Origin of the sequence: Pectobacterium sp. IFB5596 (assembly GCF_021432585.1) — a bacterium.
Taxonomy (GTDB): domain Bacteria; phylum Pseudomonadota; class Gammaproteobacteria; order Enterobacterales; family Enterobacteriaceae; genus Pectobacterium; species Pectobacterium punjabense.
In genome coordinates this window covers 319,812-343,218 of record NZ_LXFY01000023.1, presented here as the reverse complement: position 1 = coordinate 343,218, position 23,407 = coordinate 319,812, and the positions used below count along the sequence as shown (strand labels likewise).

The window sequence follows — 23,407 nt, the reverse complement described above, 5'->3', positions numbered from 1 at the left end:
GCCACTGGTCGTGCCTGCGTCCGGTGGCATCCTTTTTTAAGTATGGAAAGAATACATGTCGATTAGCTCAGTCATTAAATCCCTTCAGGACATTATGCGTAAAGACGCCGGGGTGGACGGCGATGCCCAACGTTTGGGGCAGCTTTCATGGCTGCTGTTTCTGAAGATTTTTGATACTCAGGAAGAAGAGTTGGAACTGGAGCAGGATGACTACCAGTTTCCGATCCCACAACGCTATTTATGGCGTAGTTGGGCGGCGAACAGCGAGGGCATCACGGGTGAGGCGTTGCTGGAATTTGTGAATGACGATCTGTTCCCGACTATGAAAAATCTCAGAGCGCCGATTGATAAAAACCCGCGTGGTTTTGTGGTAAAACGGGCGTTCAGCGACGCCTATAACTACATGAAAAATGGTACGCTGCTGCGCCAGGTGATCAACAAGCTCAACGAAATCGACTTCAGCAGCAGCCAGGAGCGCCATCTGTTTGGCGATATCTACGAGCAGATCCTGCGTGACCTGCAAAGTGCCGGAAATGCGGGTGAGTTCTACACCCCGCGTGCGGTGACGCGCTTTATGGTCAACCGCATTGACCCAAAACTGGGGGAGTCAATTATGGACCCGGCGTGTGGTACTGGCGGCTTCCTCGCCTGCGCGTTCGACCATGTGAAAGAGCATTACGTTAAGATCACCGAAGACCACAAAATGCTGCAAAAGCAGATCTATGGCGTAGAGAAAAAGCAGCTTCCGCACTTGCTGTGTACCACCAATATGCTTTTGCACGGCATTGAAGTGCCTGTTCAAATTCGCCACGATAACACGCTCAACAAGCCGCTTTCCTCCTGGGATGAGCAGGTTGATGTGATTGTTACCAACCCACCGTTTGGCGGCACTGAAGAAGACGGGATTGAGAAAAACTTCCCGGCAGAGATGCAGACCCGCGAAACCGCCGATCTGTTCCTGCAACTGATCATCGAAGTGCTGGCCGACAAAGGCCGCGCGGCGGTGGTATTACCGGATGGCACCCTGTTTGGGGAAGGTGTCAAAACCAAAATCAAAAAGCTGCTCACCGAAGAGTGCAATCTGCACACCATCGTGCGTCTGCCAAAGGGCGTCTTTAATCCCTATACCAGTATTAAAACCAACATTATGTTCTTCACCAAAGGTCAGCCGACTAAACAGGTGTGGTTCTACGAACACCCGTACCCTGACGGCGTGAAGAACTACAGCAAAACCAAACCGATGAAGTTTGAAGAATTCCAGACTGAAATCGACTGGTGGGGCAGCGAAGCCGATGGCTTTGCCAGCCGCGAAGAGAACAATCAGGCGTGGAAAGTCAGTATCGATGAGATCATCACCCGTAACTTTGACCTCGATATCAAGAACCCCTATCAGGGCGAAACCATCAGCCACGATCCAGACGAGCTGCTGGCCCAGTACCAGACGCAACAGGCAGAAATCAATGAGCTGCGTAACCAGTTACGCGACATCCTCGGTGCTGCGCTAGCGGGCAACAAGGAGGTGAACTGATGACCATTGAGACGCTGATCACCGACCATATCAATATCTGGTCCTCTGCGCTGCAAACCCGCTCCACGGCCGGACGCAGCAGTAACGGCAAAATCGACCTGTATGGCATTAAGAAACTGCGTGAGTTGATTCTGGAGCTGGCGGTGCGCGGCAAACTGGTGCCTCAGGATCCGAATGATGAACCTGCGTCTGAGCTATTGAAGCGAATTGCTGCCGAGAAAGCGGATCTAGTGAAGCAGGGGAAAATTAAAAAGCAGAAGCCGTTGCCTGAAATTAGCGAAGATGAGAAGCCTTCTGAATTGCCGGTAGGGTGGGAGTGGGTTCGGTTCGAGTCGGTATTGGACTTCTCGGGAGGAGGACAACCACCTAAATCCTTTTTTATTGAGGAAAAAAGAGATGGCTACATTCAATTAATTCAAATCAGAGATTTGGGCGAGTCGCCACAGCCTGTGTTCATACCGAAAGATAAAGCCTCAAAATTCTGTACAACTGATGACATATTGATTGGGCGTTACGGTGCTTCAGTTGGTAAGGTTTTCTGGGGGAAAGATGGCGCTTATAATGTTGCCTTAGTTAAAATAGATAATTCTTTTAAGGCTTTCAATTACCCTTTTTTATATTGGCTTTTAAAAAGTCCTTTAGGACAACACTTATTTTCAGGTATATCCCGCTCGGCCCAAGATGGTTTCAATAAATCGGACATAGGTTCCAAATTGCTTCCTTTGGCTCCAGTGCAAGAACAAGTTCTTATCGTAAATAAGATTCGCGAACTCATGGCCTTCTGCGACCAACTGGAACAGCAATCACTAACCAGTCTGGATGCACACCAGAAACTGGTGGAAACCCTGCTGGTAACACTGACCGACAGCCATAGTGCCGAAGAACTCGCCGAAAACTGGGCGCGAATCAGCCAGCATTTCGATACGCTGTTTACCACCGAAGCAAGTATCGATGCGCTTAAGCAAACTATTCTGCAACTGGCTGTGATGGGTAAGCTGGTGCCGCAAGATCCTAACGACGAACCGGCATCTGAACTGCTTAAACGTATTGAGCAGGAAAAAGCGCAATTGATGAAAGAAGGCAAAATCAAAAAACAAAAGCCGCTGCCGCCAGTGAATGATGAGGAAAAACCGTTTGAGTTGCCGCAGGGGTGGGTGTGGTGTCGTTTTGAAGATATAGTTGATATCCAAAGTGGTATAACTAAAGGCAGGAACCTTGTTGGCAGAGAATTGATTTCAGTACCATATCTTCGAGTAGCAAATGTACAACGGGGATATCTTGATTTATCAGAAATTAAAACGATAGAGATTCCTGCTGATGAAAAAGAGAAGTACCATGTTAAATTAAATGATTTGTTAATTACAGAGGGTGGTGACTGGGATACTGTTGGAAGGACCACAGTCTGGACTGATTCTTCATATTACGTGGCGAACCAAAACCATGTTTTTAAAGCTAGACCGATTCTTAATGAGTTAAACGTTAAATGGATTGAAACATTTATGAATTCGTCTGTTTCACGAAATTATTTCGCAGGTGCTAGCAAGCAAACAACAAATTTAGCATCAATAAATAAAACACAGCTTCGCGGATGTCTTATTGCGTTACCTTCAGTTAGTGAGACAAACAGAATTTTAGAATTGTACATATCACTTCTGAATGTTTGCGACACCCTAAAATCCCGCCTGCAATCCGCCCAGCAAACCCAGCTCCACCTGGCGGACGCGCTCACAGACGTAGCATTAAACTAAGGAACAGACGATGCCGGTTCATCATGCTATCTGGCGGGTGGGGGATAACCCTCAGCCGCTGACCATCAGCAAACTCGCCAGCGAACAACTGCTGGAGAAGATGATTCTAAACGATCCCACCATCCTCTCTGACCAGTGGATGATTATCGGGCATCAAGAACCGACGCTCGATAAAGGGCGTATCGACCTGTTGGCTATTGCGCCGGATGCCTCGTTGATCCTGATTGAGCTTAAGCGCGACCGCACGCCGCGTGAAGTGGTGGCACAGGCGTTGGATTACGCCTCGTGGGTGGATGATTTAACCGCCGATCGTCTGTCGCAGATTTATGAAAAATTCTCCGGTGGCGGCAATCTGGGCGACGCGTTCAAGCAACGCTTTAATACTGAACTGGAAGAGGAGTCACTCAACCAGTCGCACCAAATCATTATTGTGGCGGCAGAGTTGGACTCCTCCACTGAGCGTATCGTCGGCTATCTGAGCAAAAACGGTATCTCGATTAACGTACTGTTCTTTAAGGTATTCCAGCACGGCGACGAGCAGTTCTTAAGCCGCACCTGGCTTATCGACCCGAGTGAAACGCAGACTAATGCTGCACAGGCTACAGCCGGAGCAAGCACCAATGCGAAGGAACCGTGGAACGGAGAGTTTTACGTCTCGTTTGGCGATCCGCAAAGCCGTGTTTGGGAAGAGGCGCAACACTACAACTTTATCAGTGCGGGCGGTGGAAGCTGGTACAGCCAGACGTTAAAACAGCTACAACCGGGCAACCGTGTGTGGGTAAAAATCCCGGCAAAAGGGTACGTCGGCGTTGGTATTGTGCAGAGCGCTGTTGAACCTGCCAGCAGCTTCACTATCAACACCGAAGAGGGGGAAAAGCTGGCAATGGATGTGCTGAAGCACAGCGATCTCTATCGCTTGAACGCGGATGATCCTGAGAAGTCTGAGTATTTTGTTCCCGTAAAATGGCTTGAAACCCGCACTGAACAATCAGCCGTTAACGAAGTGGGGTTCTTCGGAAACCAAAATACGGTCTGCAAGCCTACAACCCAGAAATGGCGACACACTGTTGAGAAATTAAAGCGTTATTTCGGAAATTGGAACGCCGAATTGTAATGTTCTGGTGATGATTTTTCCCGACAGACAAGAAATTGGTATCTCAGAAGACGTCTAAAAGTGAAGGCTTTGGTTTATTGGGATACTGACACTTACATTTCGAGGATCTCTTGAACCCAATCCCCCCAACATTCACAACCAAGTCGTGATTCAACTGTACCCGGATGAGATGTAAACCACCATTCCTTTACCACTTCATATTCCGAGAGCATAAGGGTGAATGGACGCCAACAACCCATTCTTCCATCTTGATCACATGGATCACTGCCAACCAGGAAGAATTCATTCAGAAAGGGTAAAGGTGGGAAATAGCCAGAAGAACTAATGACACCAAAGATGCCATAAAGCACTTTGGTGTTCTCATCTAAAATCCGTTTAGCATTATTAATATTATTCATAGAAATCCATTCACCTGATGTTTACGTTATTGTCATGTTCTTACTAAGTGTACGTACCTTGGTTTTCTTACTCGATAATATTTTTGGATAGTGTTTGGCTATGATGTCGTTCATACGCTCAACCAACCTCAGGTGTTTGAAGGTCAAATGCGCGGTTCCCTTCTGAAAGTAGCGAATACTGAAGAATTTATCTTAGTAAGTTTCCTTAGCCGAAACACCGATAGATAATTTTTTCTCTTTCCCTGAAACGCGGTACTTCAAACGCCAATATTTGGCTCCGTTCGGCTTTATCAGAAGATAAAGGCCTGCGCCGTCAGTGAGTTTGTACTCTTTGTCTTGTGGTTTGGCGGTTTCTATCTGTCGAGCATTAAGTGGCATCGTGGGGGCCCCTAATAGTCATTGAACAAGAAGAGCCCCCATAGAGGCCCCCAACATCGACTTGATTTCCGGTATGCTGGGTTGACCTCGGTGGAGCTCAGCGACAGAAAATCCTAATGGTATCAATGAATATAACGGGGTTTTGTTGAATTCGGTAGAGTCTGGGAGAACTTAAAATGGTACGCCCTACAGGGCTCGAACCTGTGACCTACGGCTTAGAAGGCCGTTGCTCTATCCAACTGAGCTAAGGGCGCATTACGCAAAGAAGTGACCGTTGCTCGTTGCAACAGTGGGCTGGATTATACCCACAAGCCCCAGTGAGTCAACGGGTTGGCGCGGGATTTACGTTATACGGTGAATCCCTGTACAACTTTGCTGAATATTGCTTTTGCTGGTGTGAATTTTTTGCACAATTGCGAGCCCGCTCCACACGAATGACACATAGCAATGAAAGTTTCAGTTTTATCTGCTGGATGCGTTCAGTAATTCTTTTCAAGTTATGAACAGGCATATTCTGCGTCCTACGCTGTTGGTACACTATGCCCGTATTCGTTGGATTTTGGATGAGTGCGGGCAGCTTTCACGTGCTGGGGTTGTTGCTTGGCTATTGATGAATTCGCTATTTCGTCGAACTTTGGAACCTTTTGATTTATGAACATTCTTTCATCCGCATTTTTACGCATTTGTCTATTGACGATGTTAGTGCTGCCCGCTGGATATGCCGCAGCGGCGAATGCGGGTTCTGACCCAGATCCACAGCCCGCTCAGACTGAGGCTCCAGTAAAAATTAATGTTGATGCTGAGTTGATCAAGCAGCAAAAACAGTTAGACAGCATCAAACAGCAGGTTTCAGGCACTAATAACGACAGCAAATTTGGTGCGTTGAATGACACGACACAGGAATTGGTGAATAGCGCCAACGAGCTTTCTAATGCGGTTGCGCCGCTACGTGCTCAAATTCAGGCTCAGTTGGATGTTTTAGGTCCCGCGCCAGAGTCTGGTTCCAGTCTTAATGAAACCAGTGAAGTGACGCGTAAGCGCAATAGTCTGAATGCGCAAAAAGCAAAAATGGATGCGCAGATCGAACAAATTCAGGCTTTACGCACCAGTGCAGCTAATCTGTCGGCGCAAATTGTGACTCTACGACGTAGCGCGCTGAAAACACAGTTGGCATTGAACTCCGGCAGTATTCTGGGTGGGCGTTTCTGGGCACCGCTTATAGTGCCGCAGGCCGAGGATGTTCGCCGCCTGAGTACTTTTCAAGATCAATTAAGCGATGCTTTTACGGTGGCTTGGGAACCGGACTGGCGTTACGGTTCTGCTTTCCTGATTCTGATTGCAATGGCGATGAGTTCGGCAGGGCGGCGGTATCTGGAAAAGTATCTGGCCTGGGCGGGAATCCACTGGTTACCTGAAGGACGCTTGCGCCGGAGCTTTTTAGCGACAGCATCGGTTATTTCAACCGTAGTCACGATCGGTATTGCGGTGAATTTGATTGATTTTACGTTCACGCGTCATGGCGAGGCGACAGAACGCGTCGTGTCGTTCCTTGATGCGCTGGTGAGACAGGCCATCTTCTGTTCGATGATTGCTGGGCTGGGGCGAGCATTCCTGTCAAATCAACGCCCTTCATGGCGTTTACCCGCGATTGCTAATCCAGTCGCCAAGGCCATGAAGCCGTTCCCTGTTGTTGCCGCCGGTATTATTCTGATATTCGGCTTTATTGAACAAGTGACGGCGACGGTAGGGACATCGGTAGCGGCAACCATTATGGTGAACGGCTTATCTGCACTGTTCTTAGCCTTCACCGCAGGGACGATCACGCTGAAAAGCGATCAAATTCGCCGGCAGATGGTACATTCAGGGGAGCAGCCGGAAGCGCGTTCGACGCTATCTGGCATTATCCATCTTGCGGTATTGGCTACGTCATTCTCAATCCTGGTGTCGTTGGCCATCGGTTACATCTCACTGGCTCGTTTCCTGGCGTTCGAACTGGTGTGGATTGGCATGGTGTTCTCCTGCCTGTATTTGTTCTCAACGTTTATTACTGATATCTGCGAAAGCCTTTTCTCTCCCAACAATGCCAGCGGCAAGCGAATGAAAAATTCGCTTAATTTAGACGATCGGCATCTGGCTCAAGCCACATTGCTTCTGTCGGCTGGCGGTAAAGTTTTTTTAATTTTGATGGCGGCCGTTGCTTTACTAAACGGCACATTTGGCACGACTACACCTCTGGAGTTGGTGCAAAAAGCTGTTGAAATCTGGGGTGGTAAAGGACTGGAAACCTTGAGCATCGTGCCTGCTCATCTGGTTAATGCCGTGCTCTTTCTGGTCGTTGGGGTTTATGTTTTACGCTCCTCAAAACGCTGGTTGGAAGACGAGTTTCTTCCTAAAACGACGTTGGAACGTGGAATCCGTGCATCGCTGGTGACGCTGTTCAGCAACATCGGCTATATCCTGATTATCCTGCTGACCTTAGCGACATTGGGGATTCAATGGAACAAGCTGGCGTGGATTGTCAGTGCGCTGTCGGTGGGCATCGGTTTTGGCTTACAGGAGATAGTGAAAAACTTTATCTCTGGCCTGATTCTATTGACGGAGCGTCCGGTGAAAGTCGGGGATTCAGTGAGCATCAGCGGGGTTGAAGGTGATATCCGTCGGATTAATGTGCGTGCAACGGAAATTCAACTAGGCGACCGTTCGACGGTAATCGTGCCGAATTCTCAATTCATTTCACAGAATGTGCGCAATATTACCATGGGTAACCCGTTTGGGGTTGCGACGCTGGCGCTGACGTTCCCGTTGGATATCGACCCCGAAGAAGTCCGAACCCTGTTGCTGGATGCTTATATCAACCACGATGCGATTTTGGAATCACCAGCACCGTCAGTGAAGTTCAGTCAGTTGAACCCAACGGGTATGGTGTTGAGTGTGACGGGCTATGTCAGTAGCCCGAGAATGGTATCGGAAGCGAAAAGCGACCTGTTGTTTGAGATCATCAAACGGTTACGGGCATCAAATATTCCGTTGGCCGTGCCACAGAAGATGGTATTGGAAAACTCGGGGTTAGCGCTGCCTGATAGCATTTCGGGTGAGGATAAATAATGATTTATACCCTAAATAATTCGAGTTGCAGGACAAAACGTTAGCGTTTTGAACAACGCAAAGCGTTGGCCCGCAAGGGCGAGGTTCACGCCAGTGTGCCGAGTAGCGCAGCCAACGCACATGCAGCTTGCAGTATGACGGGGATAGCCATCCGTTATCCAGAATTGAACGGGTAACGGATGAACATCTATGCCGAGCTCACAGAGCGTGAATGGCGGCTATTTTCCCTGCTGTTTAATCATATCGAGATAGATGTCACGCAGCCGTTGAGTAATTTGACCCGGTTTGCCGTCGCCGATCGTTTTTCCATCCAGCATGACGACAGGGAGGACGAGCATGGTGGCTGAACTGACAAAAATCTCTTTGGCGTGATAGGCCTCTTCTGGTGTAAAACAACGTTCTTCTAGCGTAATGCCATCTTTTTCCGCCAGTTTGAGCAGCGACTGACGTGTGATGCCGTGCAGAATATCGTTGCTAAGCGGTCGGGTTACTACTGTGTTGTCATGCAGGACGATATAGCAGTTGCAAGAGCTGCCTTCGGTGATGAAACCCTCTTCGACAAAGAAGGCGTCATCGGCCTTATTCGCGTGGGCATACTCTTTCGCCAGGCTGGCAGCGAGCAGGCTGACGGTTTTGATATCCCGACGGTGCCAGCGGATATCTTCGGTGGTGACAATGTGCAGTCCCGTTGTTGCTTTAGGATTACCGACCAGCGAACGAGCTTGAGTGAATAAAACCAGCGTGGATTTGACGTCCGCGGAAGGGAAATAGAAATCACGATCGCCAGCATTGCCGCGGCTAAGCTGTAAGTAGATCGCACCTTCTTGCAGATCGTTTTTACCGATCAGTTCGTCGTGAATATCTTTGAGTGCCTCAGCGGTGACGGGCAGCGTAAGCGATAATTCGCGGCAGGAGCGTTGCAGGCGGGTGATGTGATCGGGAAAATCAACCAGCTTGCCATCGATTACCGCCGTCACTTCATAGACAGCGTCGGCAAACAGGAAGCCACGGTCAAATACGGAAATTTTTGCTTCATTCTCTTCTAAATACTGTCCATCAACGTAAACAAGACGTTGCATCACAACACTCCTTAATAGTTGCTCAATGCAGGTTAATACGCGTTATCCCCACAATAATGCGTTGGGCGGTAATATTTCGCTACCGTTATAATGCAACCCGTTATTGCGATCGCGCTGTAAGAGCAGCGGACCATCCAAATCGATCACGGTGGCACCCTGCGCTACGACAAATGCAGGAGCCATCGACAGTGATGTGCTTACCATGCAGCCGACCATAATTTTTAAACCTTGCTCCTGCGCGTATTTTTTCAAACGCAGGGCTTCAGTCAGTCCACCAGTTTTATCCAGCTTGATGTTAATCATGTCATAGCGTCCTATCAGAGCGGTTAGCGATTGACTGTCATGACAGGACTCATCGGCACAGACGGGAATAGGGCGGGGCAGATCTGCCAGCACATCATCCTTACCTGCCGGGAAAGGTTGTTCGATCATCGTTACGCCAAGCGCGGCGAGTTCAGGAACCAGCGTCAGATAGCGATCGGTATCCCATCCTTCATTGGCATCCACAATCAGGCGAGCCAATGGGGCTCCTTCGCGAACGGCGGCTACTCTGGCCAGATCGTCTGTGTCAGCCAGTTTTAACTTGAGAAGAGGGCGACGGGCATTGCGCATCGCGGCGTGTCGCATACCATCTGGTGTATCAAGCGATAGCGTATAGGCTGTCTCCAACGCTGTAGGCAAAGGAAGATTCAGGCGTTGCCAAATGCGCTGCTGATGTTGTTTGCATTCCAGATCCCAGAACGCGCAATCGAGCGCATTACGTGCCGCGCCGGCAGGTAGAATGGTTTGCAAGCGCTCTCGGTCTAAACCATTACGAACGTCGCTGTTCAGTGACGTGAGCTGAGCCATTACGCTATCAAGGGATTCACCGTAGCGCGAATAGGGGACGCACTCGCCATAGCCCGTCATATTACCGGACTGAAGCGCCACGACAACGACATCAGCCTGACGCTTGCTGCCACGTGAAATGGTAAATGCGCCCTCTATAGGCCAACTTTCGGTGAAAAATCGCATCTCGGTCATAGGCTGACTCTTGAATCCTCTCTCGAATGAACCATCTTGTAATCCCGAGCTATAACTACCTTATTTAGCAGGCCTGATCGGGTTGTAAAGTGTAATGCCTCTTCCGACGCGTATTCTTTATTTTTCGCGATATTAGCCAGAAATAAATGGGGTTTACTTCCAGACTGAGAAAATTTATGAACGGGTATCGACAGAACGAATTATCTGGGATAGCTTGAATAGACTCATCACACTTCAGGTCGCATGTGCTCTTGCGGTTAACGAAAACGGGCTTCGTGCGATTCGAAAGATGTTGAGTAGAGTGTCTTTTTACAGGCACTGCGTCGCTCGGACGGTCCGGGCGCTCACGTTAATTTGAGGATGTTATGGCTGATTCTACTTCTCCGCGCCGTTTTACGCGCATCGATCGTCTTCCCCCATATGTATTTAATATCACTGCTGAATTAAAAATGGCTGCGCGTCGTCGTGGCGAAGATATTATTGATTTCAGCATGGGTAACCCTGACGGCCCGACGCCTCCTCATATCGTGGAAAAACTCTGTACGGTTGCACAGCGTGAAGATACTCATGGTTATTCGACATCCCGAGGTATTCCGCGCTTACGCCGTGCGATCTCTCGCTGGTATGCCGATCGCTATGAGGTTGATATCGATCCTGAAAGCGAGGCTATCGTCACTATTGGCTCCAAAGAGGGGTTGGCGCACCTGATGCTGGCAACATTGGATCATGGTGATACGGTGCTGGTGCCGAACCCGAGTTATCCGATTCACATCTATGGTGCGGTGATTGCTGGGGCCCAGGTGCGTTCTGTGCCGCTTGTGGAGGGCGTCGATTTCTTTAATGAATTAGAACGTGCGATCCGCGAGAGCATTCCGAAGCCGAAAATGATGATTCTTGGCTTCCCGTCGAACCCGACAGCGCAGTGCGTCGAACTGGATTTCTTTGAGCGCGTTGTTAAGTTGGCGAAACAGTACAATGTGTTGGTGATCCATGATTTGGCCTATGCCGATATTGTGTATGACGGCTGGAAGGCTCCCTCGATCATGCAGGTTCCCGGCGCAAAGGACATCGCAGTAGAGTTCTTCACGCTGTCAAAAAGCTATAACATGGCAGGCTGGCGCATTGGCTTTATGGTCGGAAACCCTGAACTGGTCAACGCACTAGCACGGATCAAGAGCTATCACGATTACGGTACGTTTACGCCGTTGCAGGTTGCTGCAATCGCCGCGTTGGAAGGCGATCAGCAATGTGTACGTGATATTGCCGAGCAGTATCGCCAGCGCCGTAACGTTTTGGTGCGCGGTCTGCATGAGGCAGGTTGGATGGTTGATGAACCGAAAGCGTCGATGTACGTGTGGGCGAAAATTCCTGATGCCTATGCGCACTTGGGGTCGCTGGAATTTGCCAAGCGCCTGCTATCGGAGGCGAAGGTGTGCGTTTCACCTGGAATTGGTTTTGGCGATTATGGCGACACCCATGTCCGGTTTGCCTTGATCGAAAATCAGGATCGTATTCGGCAGGCGGTGCGCGGCATTAAAACGATGTTTCGTGCCGATGGTCTTTTACCGACGGCTAAACCTTCATCAGGAAAAGGCACTGTTGCCTGATATCCTCGGCTCCCAGTCGTCTGGCTGGGAGCGACATAAACATGCCGTGACAGCGGCCTATCATTTGCTAAAATGCCTACCGTTAATCTCAATCAGGATGAGTTTGTCATGTCGTTATCTCTGTCTAAATTTTCTGCGTTAACGCTGCTTTGCGTCACGCTGGCCGGGTGCCAACAAACAGGAACGTCTGCCCACAAAGGAACGGTGGCAGGCCAGTCTTCTGTGGTAACGGTCTCTCCTAACGATCAACTGAATCAGCTGTCGTCATTGGTTGCTGCCACCCGATACCTTAAATCGAAATGTAACCGTAGCGATCTCCCCGATGATGCGACGGTTACCAATGTGGCATTAGCTGTGGCGAAACAAAGAGGCTGGAATGTTGCAAACTATCAGGCTTTACCGCAGCGCAGTGAAAGCCTGTACCAAGGGTTATTAAAAGACAGTACGCCAAAAGAAGCGCAGTGTTCGGAGTTTAACCGTACGCTGACGCCGTTTATTGATGCCATGCGTAACCACGGCTAAGGCGCGACGTTTCCACTTTCACCGTCGGCGGAACGTTCATTGTCGTTGAATTTTCCGCCCGGCCAGTCTTCCAGCGCTTCCAAAATAAATACCTCACCCTCTACGCTGAAAATCGTCATATCTTGCTGGATCTGTTCTATGGTTAGCCCTTCCACTGGCGAATCACCTTCACGGAACGGTAGGCCGTTGAGTGTGATACTGCGCTTGGCTTCGTCGGATGTATAAACATGTGCGCTATAGGTCAGTGGCGGAATTTCGCCATTGCTGATGGCAGGTAATGGCAGCGTGGTCTTTTTCTCAAGGGGTGCTGGCTTATCAGCATAAACCTCCCCTTGATGAGATGTAGCCGCGAGTGCTTGTTCCTCAACCGCCGGCAAGGCCGCGGCGTGAACGGCTAAAGTGGCTGTCGGAGAAGCCGCAGGGCTACCCCAGCGCTGGTGGCTGAACCAGCCTAGCGCGATAAAAAGCAAAGCGTAAACAACCATCAGATAGCCGGGCATCGGATATTTGGCAAGTAGCGCTGGTTGTGAATGTGTCTGTGCGTCCGGTGCGTTATCCACGCGCTCATCCTTAATTATCTACTTAGGCCGTGTAGCCTCACATCATAAACGAAAGTCGTGCAAACGGATGGTGCTATCTGCCTTATTTTGCAAAAAATAGAAAGAACTAAAAACCGAATCTCTCGGTTATGTGACAGCTACTCCATTTTGATTAAAAACTATTGTAATGATAATAATCACGGATGGAACCTTGATGCGGGTCGCAAAAAAAAAGTGCGGATTTGCTTTAATGAAATCATGTTTTACCATTGTAGGCATGATGTTTCTTTTTGGTTCTTAGTGGTCAATGAATTCGGAGAAACCCTAATAATTAATTAACCATTCTGAGCGTTAAATTAGCAGCGTTACTATGTGGTTTTTACTACAGGTATTGCGCCACTTTTTTATCAATAAGGAAAACGTCAATCTGCCGTAAATTACAAATAAAATAAATTTTAAAGAATGTGATTAGTATCGCAGGATTTTTTGCGAATGTGTTATTTCCATTTTAATAATTAAAAAATACTGAGGGATAAAATGTTTAGAGCAGTTATTGGAACGGGTCGTTTACGCGCCTGTGCGGTAGCTATTGCCTTTTCTGGGATAGCACTTTCTGGGTGTGACAACAGTCAGCAACCAGTGGCAGAAAAGGCTCCGCCAGACTTACAGGTGAAAACTGCACCGTTTGGCTGGGCTGCGCAATATCAGAACACGGATGGTAAATTTTATGCGACGACGGGAGGTGAGGGCGCACATGAAAATAGCATTTATGTCGTTACCAATCGTCAAGAATTAAAAGAGGCGTTAAATAACACCCGCAGTGTCCGTTATATTGCAGGCGACGCCGATGCGGAGTTACAGGCAAAGTTAGAACCCAAGATTATCTATTGGCAAGGCACTATTCGTGGTGATGATTTAGGAAATGGACGCTATGCGAATGCTGAGGATTATAAAACCAAACCGAATAAAACCACGTTCGATTTTGATTTATATGTTAAAGCGTTCGATCAGAACTATATGGCACAACTGAAAGCGACGGCGGATGCCGGTGGCGCTGATGCGGTAGCCGCCAGTGCAGAGCTTAGCCTGTTGAAAAAACAGAATGGTCAGCGTTCGCAGTATGCCAACAACCAGAAAGCGCAGATTCAATTTCAGGTTCCGCCGAATACCACAATTTTAGGTGTAGGTAGCGACGCGAAACTGGTGGAAGGCTACTTATCCCTCAATACGTTAAGCCACACGTTTGGCAAAACGGATAACAGCAACATCATTATCCGTAATATTACGTTTCAGGCGCCACGTGACTTTGCCCCAGCTTGGGATGCGGGTGATGGAGATAAAGGCAACTGGAATGCGCGTTATGATTCCGTATCGATTAATGCCAGCAAAAATGTCTGGGTCGACCACTGTACCTTTACAGACGGTGAGCACCCTGACTATCAGGAGTCGGTGCTGTTCGGTAAACATATCCAACGCCATGATGGCCTGCTGGATATAGAAGATGGGGCTGATTATCTGACGATTTCCTACAACATTTTCGCTCAGCATGACAAGACGGTCTTAATCGGCTCAGGCGATGGTGATAAAGGGGAATATCGGATCACTTTTGAAGGCAATTTGTGGGACAACAGCGTGCAGCGTTCGCCGCGAGTGCGCTTTGGTCAGGTGCATTTACTTAATAACTACCACCGTGGCGCAACGGATACAAATTATCCCATTCTGTATGCCATTGGGATGGGCTTCGATTCATCGATTCTTTCCGAAAGTAATGTTTTTAATTTCCAGGGCGGTGCGGCAGATGAAAAGCTGATTATTGGTGCCTACAAGGGAAGTAAATTTAAAGACAACGGTTCTTGGTTCAATGGCAATCCGGCAAGCAATCTGAATCAAATAGCCTTGGATAAATGTACTGCATTGCAAGAAACCGAGAAAGCCGCTGCTACCAGCGCTGGGAAAGCGGTACCGGGATGGGCGTTGGAGACCTGCACCAATGAGTTGGAGTGGAGTCCGCCTTATGTCTATAGCGTTGGGAAATCTATCGCCGCTGTTGAGAAATATGTCCTGGAAAATGCCGGTGCGGGAAAACTGGAGATTGCCCTGCCGTAGCCATCTGATCTTACTCATTATTTAAATTTTTATCTGTAAACCCTCCGCCTGATGTGTGTCTCCCTGTGGTAACGATTCTGCCGCAGGGAGAAAGATGTCGGGCGATATAAAAATACAGGAAATGTTATGACTGATTTTTTACCTCGTACTCGCCTTACGCTCTGCGCGACACTCGTTCTGAGCGGCCTGATTGCCGGATGCAGCGATAGCGACTCAACGCCGAATGTGGGTGTTGACCGTTCTGCCGCACCACAGAATCTTAAGGTGCCGACGCTGGCCTATGATAATAGCAGCGTGGTACTGGCCTGGGAAAAACCGACTAAACCGGCCGCAGGCATTAAAGATTATCGTGTCTATATGAATGGAACCTTGTTGGGCGGAACCATTGATAACCAGAACACCCACTCGCCAGCCAAGCCTTATATCGATCACTTCTACAATTCGATCGATACCGCCAACTGGCATGTTCGCGTCAGCTTCCATAATTTCAAGGTGGCTAACCTGTCGCCGGAAACGGAATACCGCTTCACGGTGCGCGCGCTTTATGAGGACGGCAAAGAATCCGTTGATAGCGAGACGGTCGTGCAGAAAACGACGGCCACGCCAGTCTCACTGAACGTGACTAACTACGGTGCGAAAGGGGATGGGATAGCAAACGATACGTTGGCGATTCAGAAAGCGATTGATGACTGTACGCTAGCCGCCTATCCGAAAGGGTGTAAAGTCGTGGTTGAAGGGGGGACATTTAAAACCGGTGCGCTGTTCCTGCATAGCGACATGACGTTTGAAGTTGCAAAAGGTGCTACGTTGCTGGGGTCGGCAAACGGCGACGACTATCCGCTCGCTCGTGGCTACTATCTCTACCCTTACACTTCACCTCAATTACCTAAGCGCCCACCTTCGTTGATTAACGTGTTGGAAGCCGACGATCGGGGCAGTAGCCATGCCGGTACCTTTAAAAATATTCGTATCGTCGGACAGGGCACGATTGATGGTAACGGCTGGACGCGCGGCATTAAAGCCAGTGATAAAAACATTACTGAAACTGATGAATTAAAGAATGAATTGCCGCTCTACCGTGCGAGCAAAGCGACCAATGTTGGCAGTGACGGTATTCTGGCAAAAGACCAAACGGCCAAAGCCGTTAATGAAGGCATGTCACTGGAGGAAGCGTACAAAAACCGACGCTCCAGCCTGATGACGCTGCGCGGCGTGAGCAATATGTATCTGGAAGGGCTGACGATTCTGAACCCGGCTTACCACGGTGTGATGGTGCTGGAATCCGAAAATGTGGCGATGAATGCGCTGGTACACACGACGTACGATGCGAATAATGCGGATGGTATTGAATTCGGCAATAGCCAAAATGTCATGGTATTCAATAACTTTTTTGATACAGGTGATGACAGCGTAAACTTTGCGGCGGGGTACGGTGCTGAAGTGGCGACGCTGGGGCAAAAAGCGCAGAGCGGTGCCTGGATCTTCAATAACTACTTCCGCCGCGGGCACGGTGCGGTGGTTACGGGTAGCCATACTGGTGCTTGGATTGAAAAAATTGTTGCTGAAGATAACGTCATGAATAAGACGGATGTTGGCTTGCGTATGAAGAGTCGACCCTATTATGGTGGTGGCTCGCGTGACGTGGTATTCCGTAATAACGCGATGCGTGATATTGTCAACGAGCCGTTCGTTTTCACTATCAAATATAAAGCGGACGTGAACGATACTCAGCCTGCGGCTGAACCCGCGCAGTTCCGCGATGTGACCGTTTCTAACGTTACGGTTGATGGTTCAGCGAAGAAAAACAGCATTCTGGTCGATGGGATGACCATCGGTGAGATGGCTGATGCGTATAAGTTCTCTTTTGGACGTGATGCCTATCATCAAGGCTTGCATTTTGAGAATGTAAAATTCAGAAGTGTAAAAGCCACAGATATTACGTTCCTGAAGAACAGTGACTTTAAAAATGTCATTTTTGAGAATGTACCGGGAGCCTGGAATTTCGGTCATATTGAAAATATCCGGCTCGAAGACCGTGTAAATAATGATGCCGCGCTGGCGACCAGCGGTGATGAAACTATCACCCGGGAAGCCGCAACGGAATAAGGCATTTTCCCCACGCCGCTGGCGTGGGGAGTATTATGGATGATTATGCTATGGCACGATTGCAAGTTTTCAAAGAACCGTCTTTTAATTCGCTGGTTGCCTCTGTTCGGTCACTGCCCGCGCCGCTGATCCGACGTATTGTGTTGGGGCTGATTTTATTGCTGATTTGCCAGCAGTTGGCCGTACTGACCTGGCGCTTTCTCCTACCTGAAGATTCACGCGTTGTTGGCGTGTCGGTCACGCCTGCCCAGGCGAAAGAAAAACCTGCTACGTTAGGTGATTTTACCTTGTTTGGTCATGCTCCCGATGCGGATATGACCGCAGCTAACGATGCCGCGCTATCTGGTGATATTCCGCTGACATCGTTAAATATTAGTCTGACAGGGGTGCTGGCGAGTGGAGACGCCAAGCGTTCGATTGCCATTATCGCTAAAGATAGTCAGCAATACAGCCGTAATGTTGGCGATGCCATTCCCGGCTATGAAGCCAAAATTGTGACTATCTCTGCCGATCGTGTCGTGCTCCAGTATCAGGGGCGGTATGAGGCGCTCCATTTATATCAGGAAGAAAACACCGCCGCTGTCCCACTGTCTTCTGGCACTTTTAGCCAAGTGAAAGATGAGATTCAAAAGGCTCCCTTTACGGCGCAGGATTACCTCACCATTTCTCCCGTCACGGAAGAAGACGTACTGAAAGGATATCAGTTAAACCCCGGCAAAAATCCCGATCTTTTCTACCGCGCAGGCTTGCAGGATAACGATCTCGCTGTGTCATTAAACGGCATGGATTTACGTGATACGGATCAGGCACAGCAGGCGATGGCGCAATTGGCAGGGATGAGCAAATTTAATTTGACCGTCGAGCGTGATGGTCAACAGCAAGATATATATCTGGCACTGGATGGAGACCACTAATTTGTTTAGCAAGGGACAGGGATTTTTTAAGCGTCAGGTTTTTTCAAAGCATAAAAACCAATGGCTTAGTCATGTACGCCGCAAGAGCATGCTATTGCTCAGCGGGAGTGTTCTGCTGATGGCGTCATCGTTAGCGTGGAGCGCTGAGTTCTCCGCCAGTTTTAAAGGCACGGACATTCAAGAGTTTATCAATACCGTCAGTAAGAATCTGAATAAGACGGTTATTATCGATCCGTCGGTCAGCGGAACGATTACTGTACGCAGTTATGACATGATGAACGAAGAGCAGTATTACCAGTTCTTCCTTAGCGTGCTGGATGTTTATGGATTTACTGTTATCCCTATGGATAACAATGTGTTGAAAATTATTCGCTCAAAAGATGCGAAATCGACGTCGATGCCGTTGGCCAGTGATGATCAGCCTGGTATCGGTGATGAAGTTGTTACGCGCGTGGTGCCCGTCAACAATGTGGCGGCGCGTGATTTGGCGCCGCTGCTGCGTCAGTTGAACGACAACGCGGGGGCTGGGAGCGTGGTGCATTACGAGCCGTCGAACGTGCTGCTGATGACTGGGCGCGCTGGGGTAATCAAGCGGTTGATGACGATCGTCGAACGGGTTGATCAGACGGGCGATCGGAATGTTACCAGTATTCCACTGTCTTACGCGTCCTCCACGGAAGTGGTGAAGATGGTCAATGAGCTGAACAAGATGGACGAGAAGTCCGCCTTGCCGGGTATGTTAACCGCGAATGTGGTGGCCGATGAACGAACCAACTCAGTGCTGGTACGGGGTGAACCGAATTCACGTCAGCGCGTCATCGATATGGTCAAGCAGCTCGATCGCCAGCAGGCAGTGCAAGGCAACACCAAAGTCATCTATCTCAAATACGCCAAGGCTGCCGATCTGGTTGAAGTGCTCACGGGCGTAGGCGACAGTATCCAAACCGACCAACAAAATGCGCTGCCTGCGCTGCGCAAAGACATTTCGATTAAAGCGCATGAGCAAACCAACTCGCTGATTGTGAATGCAGCGCCTGACATCATGCGCGATCTGGAACAGGTAATTGCGCAGTTGGATATCCGTCGCCCACAGGTATTGGTCGAAGCGATCATCGCGGAAGTACAAGATGCCGATGGGATGAACCTCGGTGTGCAATGGGCCAATAAGAATGCCGGGGTGACGCAGTTCACGAACACCGGTCTACCGATCACGACAATGATGGCGGGAGCGGATCAATTCCGGCGTGATGGAACACTTGGTACGGCAGCGACAACGGCACTTGGCGGTTTCAACGGGATTGCTGCCGGTTTCTATCAGGGTAACTGGGGCATGCTGATGACGGCGCTGTCCAGCAACAGCAAGAACGATATTCTGGCAACACCGAGTATTGTGACGCTGGATAATATGGAAGCGACGTTTAACGTCGGCCAGGAAGTGCCCGTGTTGGCTGGCTCGCAAACGACATCCGGCGACAACGTTTTCCAAACGGTGGAACGTAAAACGGTCGGTATTAAACTGAAGGTGAAGCCCCAAATTAACGAGGGCGATTCTGTTCTACTGGAAATCGAGCAGGAAGTCTCCAGCGTAGCGGATGCGGCCTCCAGCAGCAGCACCAACCTCGGAGCAACATTCAATACGCGTACCGTTAATAACGCAGTGCTGGTCAGCAGCGGCGAAACCGTGGTGGTGGGCGGCTTGCTGGACAAAAGTACGAATGAGTCTGCCAGTAAAGTGCCTCTGTTGGGAGATATTCCCGTTCTGGGGCATTTGTTCCGTTCAAACAGCCAGGAAACGAAAAAACGTAATCTGATGCTGTTTATCCGTCCTTCTATTATCCGCGATCGTAGCCAATACCAGAGCGCTTCTGCCAGTAAATATCACTCGTTCAATGCTGAAGAAGAGAAGCAGAGAGAGGCGAATGGCGGGAAGGCTAATCTGCTGGATAACGATTTACTGCGCTTGCCGGAAGGCGGGAACGCTTATACGTTCCGTCAGGTTCAGTCCTCTATCGTGGCATTTTACCCGGCGGGCGGGAAATGAGTGACGCGGCTTCCCAGATTATAGAATTACGCCCCATATTGCCTTTCGCCTATGCACGGTCGCAGCAAATCCTGCTGTTGCAGGGGGATAATGAGGCGAGCCTTCGAACGATTTGCGTCGCGCAGACACCAGCGGCTGCGTTGTTGGAGGCGCGTCGGGTGGCAGGATGTTCGCTCAGGATTGAGCGGGTCACGGACGAAGAATTCGAGCGGCAATTGGTCATTAGCTATCAGCGCGACTCGGAAGAAGCGCGCCGTATGATGGAGGACATCGGCAACGAGATGGACTTCTATACGCTGGTGGAAGAGCTGCCAGATAGCGACGATCTGCTTGATGCTGATGACGATGCGCCGATTATCCGCCTCATTAACGCCATGCTGACCGAAGCGATTAAGAATAAAGCATCGGATATTCATATCGAAACCTATGAGCGCTATTTGCTGATCCGTTTCCGCGTTGATGGCGTACTGCGTGAGATTCTGCGTCCGCAGCGTAAGCTCGCTTCGCTGCTGGTGTCGCGTATCAAAGTCATGGCAAAGCTGGATATTGCTGAAAAGCGTATCCCGCAGGATGGTCGCATGGCGCTGCGGGTCGGAGGACGCGCGGTTGACGTGCGCGTATCCACTCTGCCGTCGAATTACGGCGAGCGTGTTGTGCTGCGTTTGCTGGATAAAAACAGCGTTAAGCTCGATCTTGAATTGTTGGGCATGTCGGACCGCAATCGACAACTGCTGGACAGCCTGATCCACCGTCCACACGGCATTATTCTGGTCACCGGTCCGACTGGGTCGGGGAAAAGTACCACGCTTTATGCTGCGCTTAGTCGCCTGAATGCTTCGGAACGTAACATCATGACGGTGGAAGATCCCATCGAATATGAGCTGGAAGGCATCGGGCAAACGCAGGTCAATACCAAGGTGGATATGACGTTTGCCCGCGGGCTACGTGCCATTTTGCGTCAGGACCCGGATGTGGTCCTGGTGGGGGAAATTCGTGATGGGGAAACCGCGCAAATTGCCGTGCAGGCATCGCTGACGGGTCACCTTGTCTTATCCACACTGCATACCAATAGTGCGCTGGGCGCGCTGTCTCGTTTGCAGGATATGGGCGTAGAACCTTTCCTGCTATCAACTTCTCTGCTGGGCGTACTCGCACAGCGTCTGGTCAGAACGCTGTGCCCTGACTGTAGCCAGCCGCAGCCTGTCGATCCGGTTCAGGCAAAACAGATGGGAATTGCATCGGATACGCTGCTGCACAGCCCCGTTGGTTGTCCGCAGTGTAGCTTTACCGGCTATCGGGGACGTATTGGTATTCATGAATTGGTTCTCATCAATGATGACGTCCGTGCTGCGATCCATCGCCGTGACGGTGAAATGGCGATTGCGCAGATTCTGGGAGAGAGCCGAACAACGATCCGTCAGGATGGGTTGGAGAAGGTACTGGCGGGGCTTACGACCTGGGAAGAAGTGATCCGCGTAACCAAAGAGGAATGACATGGCACAGTACCACTATCAAGCGCTGGATGCGCAGGGGAAAAAATGCCGTGGCAGTCAGGAGGCCGACTCTGCCAGACAGGCGCGTCAGCTATTACGGGAACGGGGGCTGGTGCCGCTATCGGTCGATGAAAGCCGAGGCGAACAGCAGAAATCCAGCGCTACGGGTTTTTCCCTACGTCGCAAGATCCGTATTAGTACCTCAGATTTAGCATTGTTGACGCGCCAGTTGGCTACGCTGGTGGCGGCATCGTTGCCGCTGGAAGAAGCGCTGGATGCCGTGGCGAAGCAGAGTGAAAAGCCGCATCTGAGCCAATTGATGGCAGCGGTGCGCAGCAAGGTGATGGAAGGCCACTCGCTGGCTGATGCCATGAAATGTTTTCCCGGTAGCTTTGAGCGCTTGTACTGCGCAATGGTCGCCGCAGGTGAAACGTCCGGTCATCTTGATGAAGTGCTGAATCGGCTGGCGGACTACACCGAGCAGCGTCAACAGATGCGTAGCCGCATACAGCAGGCGATGATCTATCCTTGCGTGCTAACCGTGGTCGCGATCGCCGTGGTGAGTATTTTGCTGTCTGTTGTCGTGCCGAAAGTCGTCGAGCAATTTATTCATATGAAACAGGCGCTGCCGCTTTCAACCCGTGTGTTGATGGGGATGAGTGATGCCGTGCGTGCGTTTGGACCGTGGTTCCTGCTGGCGTTGCTGGTAGGGTTTATGGCGCTGCGGGTGATGCTGCGGCAGGAAAAACGGCGCGTTAGTTTTCATCGACGCCTACTGCATTTACCGCTGCTTGGTCGTATTGCTCGCGGCCTGAATACGGCACGCTATGCGCGGACGCTCAGTATTCTCAACGCCAGTGCCGTGCCGCTGCTACAGGCGATGCGCATTAGCGGCGATGTGATGAGCAATGATTACGCTCGCCATCGACTTTCTATGGCGACGGATGCGGTGCGAGAAGGGGTGAGCCTGCACAAAGCACTGGAGCAGACGGCGCTCTTTCCTCCGATGATGCGCCATATGATCGCCAGCGGTGAACGCAGCGGCGAGTTGGACAGCATGCTGGAGCGTGCGGCAGATAATCAGGATCGTGAATTCAGTTCACAAATGACGCTGGCGCTGGGGTTATTTGAACCTCTGCTGGTGGTCAGCATGGCGGCAGTGGTGCTGTTTATCGTATTGGCGATTTTACAACCGATCCTGCAACTGAATACGTTAATGAGTTCGTAAGAGAACCAACAATTGAACAAGGAAAAGTAAGGATGCAACAGTATCAACGTGGTGATAGTCAGCGTGGTTTTACCCTGTTGGAAATTATGGTGGTGATCGTCATTCTCGGCGTGCTGGCGAGTTTGGTGGTGCCTAATTTGATGGGGAATAAAGAAAAGGCGGATCGACAAAAAGCGGTCAGCGATATTGTCTCGCTTGAAAGTGCGCTCGATATGTACAAGTTGGATAACAATCGCTATCCGTCCACAGAACAGGGGCTGAAAGCGTTGGTAACGAAGCCGACGGTACAGCCGGAACCGCGTAACTACCCAGCCGATGGCTATATTCGTCGCCTGCCGCAGGACCCATGGGGGACCGACTACCAACTGCTAAACCCAGGTCAGCACGGCAAGCTGGATATTTTTTCTTTGGGACCAGATGGCATGCCGGGAACAGAAGATGATATCGGCAACTGGAATCTTGATAAAAAATAAAGGTA

17 protein-coding genes, 1 tRNA gene and 2 pseudogenes are annotated in these 23,407 nt (G+C 50.0%); 13 read left to right on the top strand and 7 right to left on the bottom strand.

Annotation, left to right across the window (positions count from 1 at the left end):
• Nucleotides 1–55 precede the first annotated feature (55 nt).
• The 3 genes from A6301_RS15245 to A6301_RS15235 are packed head-to-tail and all read left to right on the top strand — an operon-like array spanning nucleotide 56 to nucleotide 4,390.
• Nucleotides 56–1,528 (top strand): N-6 DNA methylase, encoded by a 1,473-nt coding sequence (locus tag A6301_RS15245; protein WP_234258162.1) that lies wholly within the window; start codon nucleotides 56–58, stop codon nucleotides 1,526–1,528.
• Nucleotides 1,528–3,276 carry a restriction endonuclease subunit S gene (locus tag A6301_RS15240; protein ID WP_234258161.1) on the top strand — a complete coding sequence of 583 codons (1,749 nt, stop codon included), beginning with the start codon at nucleotides 1,528–1,530 and terminating at the stop codon, nucleotides 3,274–3,276. The genes A6301_RS15245 and A6301_RS15240 overlap by 1 nt, the downstream gene beginning before the upstream one ends.
• Before the next feature lie 10 nt (nucleotides 3,277–3,286).
• Nucleotides 3,287–4,390, top strand: a complete 1,104-nt coding sequence (locus A6301_RS15235; RefSeq protein WP_234258160.1) for a nuclease — start codon at nucleotides 3,287–3,289, stop codon at nucleotides 4,388–4,390.
• A 92-nt stretch (nucleotides 4,391–4,482) separates the two neighbouring features.
• Here the strand turns inward: A6301_RS15235 and A6301_RS15230 are convergent, their stop codons facing one another.
• The 4 genes and pseudogenes from A6301_RS15230 to A6301_RS15215 form a co-directional block, all read right to left on the bottom strand.
• Nucleotides 4,483–4,788 (bottom strand): hypothetical protein, encoded by a 306-nt coding sequence (locus tag A6301_RS15230; protein ID WP_234258159.1) that lies wholly within the window; start codon nucleotides 4,786–4,788, stop codon nucleotides 4,483–4,485.
• Between the two features lie 21 nt (nucleotides 4,789–4,809).
• Nucleotides 4,810–4,980, bottom strand: a pseudogene (locus A6301_RS15225) (DUF4942 domain-containing protein); the annotation flags it as partial.
• Nucleotides 4,981–5,001: 21 nt separating this feature from the next.
• Nucleotides 5,002–5,166 (bottom strand): annotated as a pseudogene (locus A6301_RS15220) (Arm DNA-binding domain-containing protein); the annotation flags it as partial.
• 177 nt (nucleotides 5,167–5,343) lie between these two features.
• Nucleotides 5,344–5,420, bottom strand: a tRNA-Arg gene (locus tag A6301_RS15215).
• Between the two features lie 397 nt (nucleotides 5,421–5,817).
• On the opposite strand from A6301_RS15215, the gene A6301_RS15210 reads away from it, so the two are divergent.
• Nucleotides 5,818–8,271: a DUF3772 domain-containing protein gene (locus tag A6301_RS15210; RefSeq protein WP_234258158.1), complete on the top strand. Its 2,454-nt coding sequence runs from the start codon at nucleotides 5,818–5,820 to the stop codon at nucleotides 8,269–8,271.
• A gap of 218 nt (nucleotides 8,272–8,489) precedes the next feature.
• Here the strand turns inward: A6301_RS15210 and A6301_RS15205 are convergent, their stop codons facing one another.
• Both A6301_RS15205 and dgcA read right to left on the bottom strand, forming a co-directional pair.
• Complete coding sequence (locus A6301_RS15205; RefSeq protein WP_107170219.1) at nucleotides 8,490–9,350, bottom strand: D-amino-acid transaminase; 861 nt, start codon at nucleotides 9,348–9,350, stop codon at nucleotides 8,490–8,492.
• Between the two features lie 42 nt (nucleotides 9,351–9,392).
• Complete coding sequence (gene dgcA, locus A6301_RS15200; protein ID WP_234258157.1) at nucleotides 9,393–10,373, bottom strand: N-acetyl-D-Glu racemase DgcA; 981 nt, start codon at nucleotides 10,371–10,373, stop codon at nucleotides 9,393–9,395.
• Nucleotides 10,374–10,738: 365 nt separating this feature from the next.
• On the opposite strand from dgcA, the gene alaC reads away from it, so the two are divergent.
• Complete coding sequence (gene alaC / locus A6301_RS15195; RefSeq protein ID WP_205543070.1) at nucleotides 10,739–11,980, top strand: alanine transaminase; 1,242 nt, start codon at nucleotides 10,739–10,741, stop codon at nucleotides 11,978–11,980.
• A gap of 108 nt (nucleotides 11,981–12,088) precedes the next feature.
• Entirely contained in the window at nucleotides 12,089–12,502 is a 414-nt protein-coding gene (gspS, locus tag A6301_RS15190; RefSeq protein WP_107170222.1) for a type II secretion system pilot lipoprotein GspS, read from the top strand.
• Here the strand turns inward: gspS and gspB are convergent.
• Nucleotides 12,499–13,062, bottom strand: a complete 564-nt coding sequence (gene gspB / locus A6301_RS15185; protein WP_234258156.1) for a type II secretion system assembly factor GspB — start codon at nucleotides 13,060–13,062, stop codon at nucleotides 12,499–12,501. The two genes, gspS and gspB, sit on opposite strands and share 4 nt — an antisense overlap.
• A 516-nt stretch (nucleotides 13,063–13,578) precedes the next feature.
• On the opposite strand from gspB, the gene A6301_RS15180 reads away from it, so the two are divergent.
• The 7 genes from A6301_RS15180 to gspG all read left to right on the top strand — a co-directional run bounded on the left by A6301_RS15180 (nucleotide 13,579) and on the right by gspG (nucleotide 23,402).
• Nucleotides 13,579–15,147 carry a polysaccharide lyase family 1 protein gene (locus A6301_RS15180; RefSeq protein WP_234258155.1) on the top strand — a complete coding sequence of 523 codons (1,569 nt, stop codon included), beginning with the start codon at nucleotides 13,579–13,581 and terminating at the stop codon, nucleotides 15,145–15,147.
• A gap of 126 nt (nucleotides 15,148–15,273) precedes the next feature.
• The gene (locus A6301_RS15175) at nucleotides 15,274–17,253 is read left to right on the top strand and encodes a glycosyl hydrolase family 28 protein (RefSeq protein ID WP_205543066.1); all 1,980 of its coding nucleotides are present in this window, start codon (nucleotides 15,274–15,276) and stop codon (nucleotides 17,251–17,253) included.
• Between the two features lie 50 nt (nucleotides 17,254–17,303).
• The gene (gene gspC, locus A6301_RS15170; RefSeq protein WP_107170257.1) at nucleotides 17,304–18,167 is read left to right on the top strand and encodes a type II secretion system protein GspC; all 864 of its coding nucleotides are present in this window, start codon (nucleotides 17,304–17,306) and stop codon (nucleotides 18,165–18,167) included.
• Between the two features lie 88 nt (nucleotides 18,168–18,255).
• Nucleotides 18,256–20,208, top strand: a complete 1,953-nt coding sequence (gene gspD / locus A6301_RS15165; protein ID WP_205543065.1) for a type II secretion system secretin GspD — start codon at nucleotides 18,256–18,258, stop codon at nucleotides 20,206–20,208.
• On the top strand, nucleotides 20,205–21,701 hold the full coding sequence (gene gspE / locus A6301_RS15160; protein WP_205543064.1) for a type II secretion system ATPase GspE: 1,497 nt from the start codon (nucleotides 20,205–20,207) through the stop codon (nucleotides 21,699–21,701). The genes gspD and gspE overlap by 4 nt, the downstream gene beginning before the upstream one ends.
• Nucleotide 21,702: 1 nt before the next feature.
• Entirely contained in the window at nucleotides 21,703–22,929 is a 1,227-nt protein-coding gene (gspF, locus tag A6301_RS15155; RefSeq protein ID WP_107170228.1) for a type II secretion system inner membrane protein GspF, read from the top strand.
• Nucleotides 22,930–22,961: 32 nt separating this feature from the next.
• Complete coding sequence (gene gspG / locus A6301_RS15150) at nucleotides 22,962–23,402, top strand: type II secretion system major pseudopilin GspG (protein WP_215484386.1); 441 nt, start codon at nucleotides 22,962–22,964, stop codon at nucleotides 23,400–23,402.
• The last annotated feature ends 5 nt before the right edge of the window (nucleotides 23,403–23,407 follow it).

Coding starts and splice junctions, on each gene's coding strand:
- A6301_RS15245 (WP_234258162.1), top strand. CDS start 56: ATGTCGATTAGCTCAGTCATTAAATCCCTTCAGGACATTATGCGTAAA.
- A6301_RS15240 (WP_234258161.1), top strand. CDS start 1,528: ATGACCATTGAGACGCTGATCACCGACCATATCAATATCTGGTCCTCT.
- A6301_RS15235 (WP_234258160.1), top strand. CDS start 3,287: ATGCCGGTTCATCATGCTATCTGGCGGGTGGGGGATAACCCTCAGCCG.
- A6301_RS15230 (WP_234258159.1), bottom strand. CDS start 4,788: ATGAATAATATTAATAATGCTAAACGGATTTTAGATGAGAACACCAAA.
- A6301_RS15210 (WP_234258158.1), top strand. CDS start 5,818: ATGAACATTCTTTCATCCGCATTTTTACGCATTTGTCTATTGACGATG.
- A6301_RS15205 (WP_107170219.1), bottom strand. CDS start 9,350: ATGCAACGTCTTGTTTACGTTGATGGACAGTATTTAGAAGAGAATGAA.
- dgcA (WP_234258157.1), bottom strand. CDS start 10,373: ATGACCGAGATGCGATTTTTCACCGAAAGTTGGCCTATAGAGGGCGCA.
- alaC (WP_205543070.1), top strand. CDS start 10,739: ATGGCTGATTCTACTTCTCCGCGCCGTTTTACGCGCATCGATCGTCTT.
- gspS (WP_107170222.1), top strand. CDS start 12,089: ATGTCGTTATCTCTGTCTAAATTTTCTGCGTTAACGCTGCTTTGCGTC.
- A6301_RS15180 (WP_234258155.1), top strand. CDS start 13,579: ATGTTTAGAGCAGTTATTGGAACGGGTCGTTTACGCGCCTGTGCGGTA.
- A6301_RS15175 (WP_205543066.1), top strand. CDS start 15,274: ATGACTGATTTTTTACCTCGTACTCGCCTTACGCTCTGCGCGACACTC.
- gspC (WP_107170257.1), top strand. CDS start 17,304: ATGGCACGATTGCAAGTTTTCAAAGAACCGTCTTTTAATTCGCTGGTT.
- gspD (WP_205543065.1), top strand. CDS start 18,256: ATGCTATTGCTCAGCGGGAGTGTTCTGCTGATGGCGTCATCGTTAGCG.
- gspE (WP_205543064.1), top strand. CDS start 20,205: ATGAGTGACGCGGCTTCCCAGATTATAGAATTACGCCCCATATTGCCT.
- gspF (WP_107170228.1), top strand. CDS start 21,703: ATGGCACAGTACCACTATCAAGCGCTGGATGCGCAGGGGAAAAAATGC.
- gspG (WP_215484386.1), top strand. CDS start 22,962: ATGCAACAGTATCAACGTGGTGATAGTCAGCGTGGTTTTACCCTGTTG.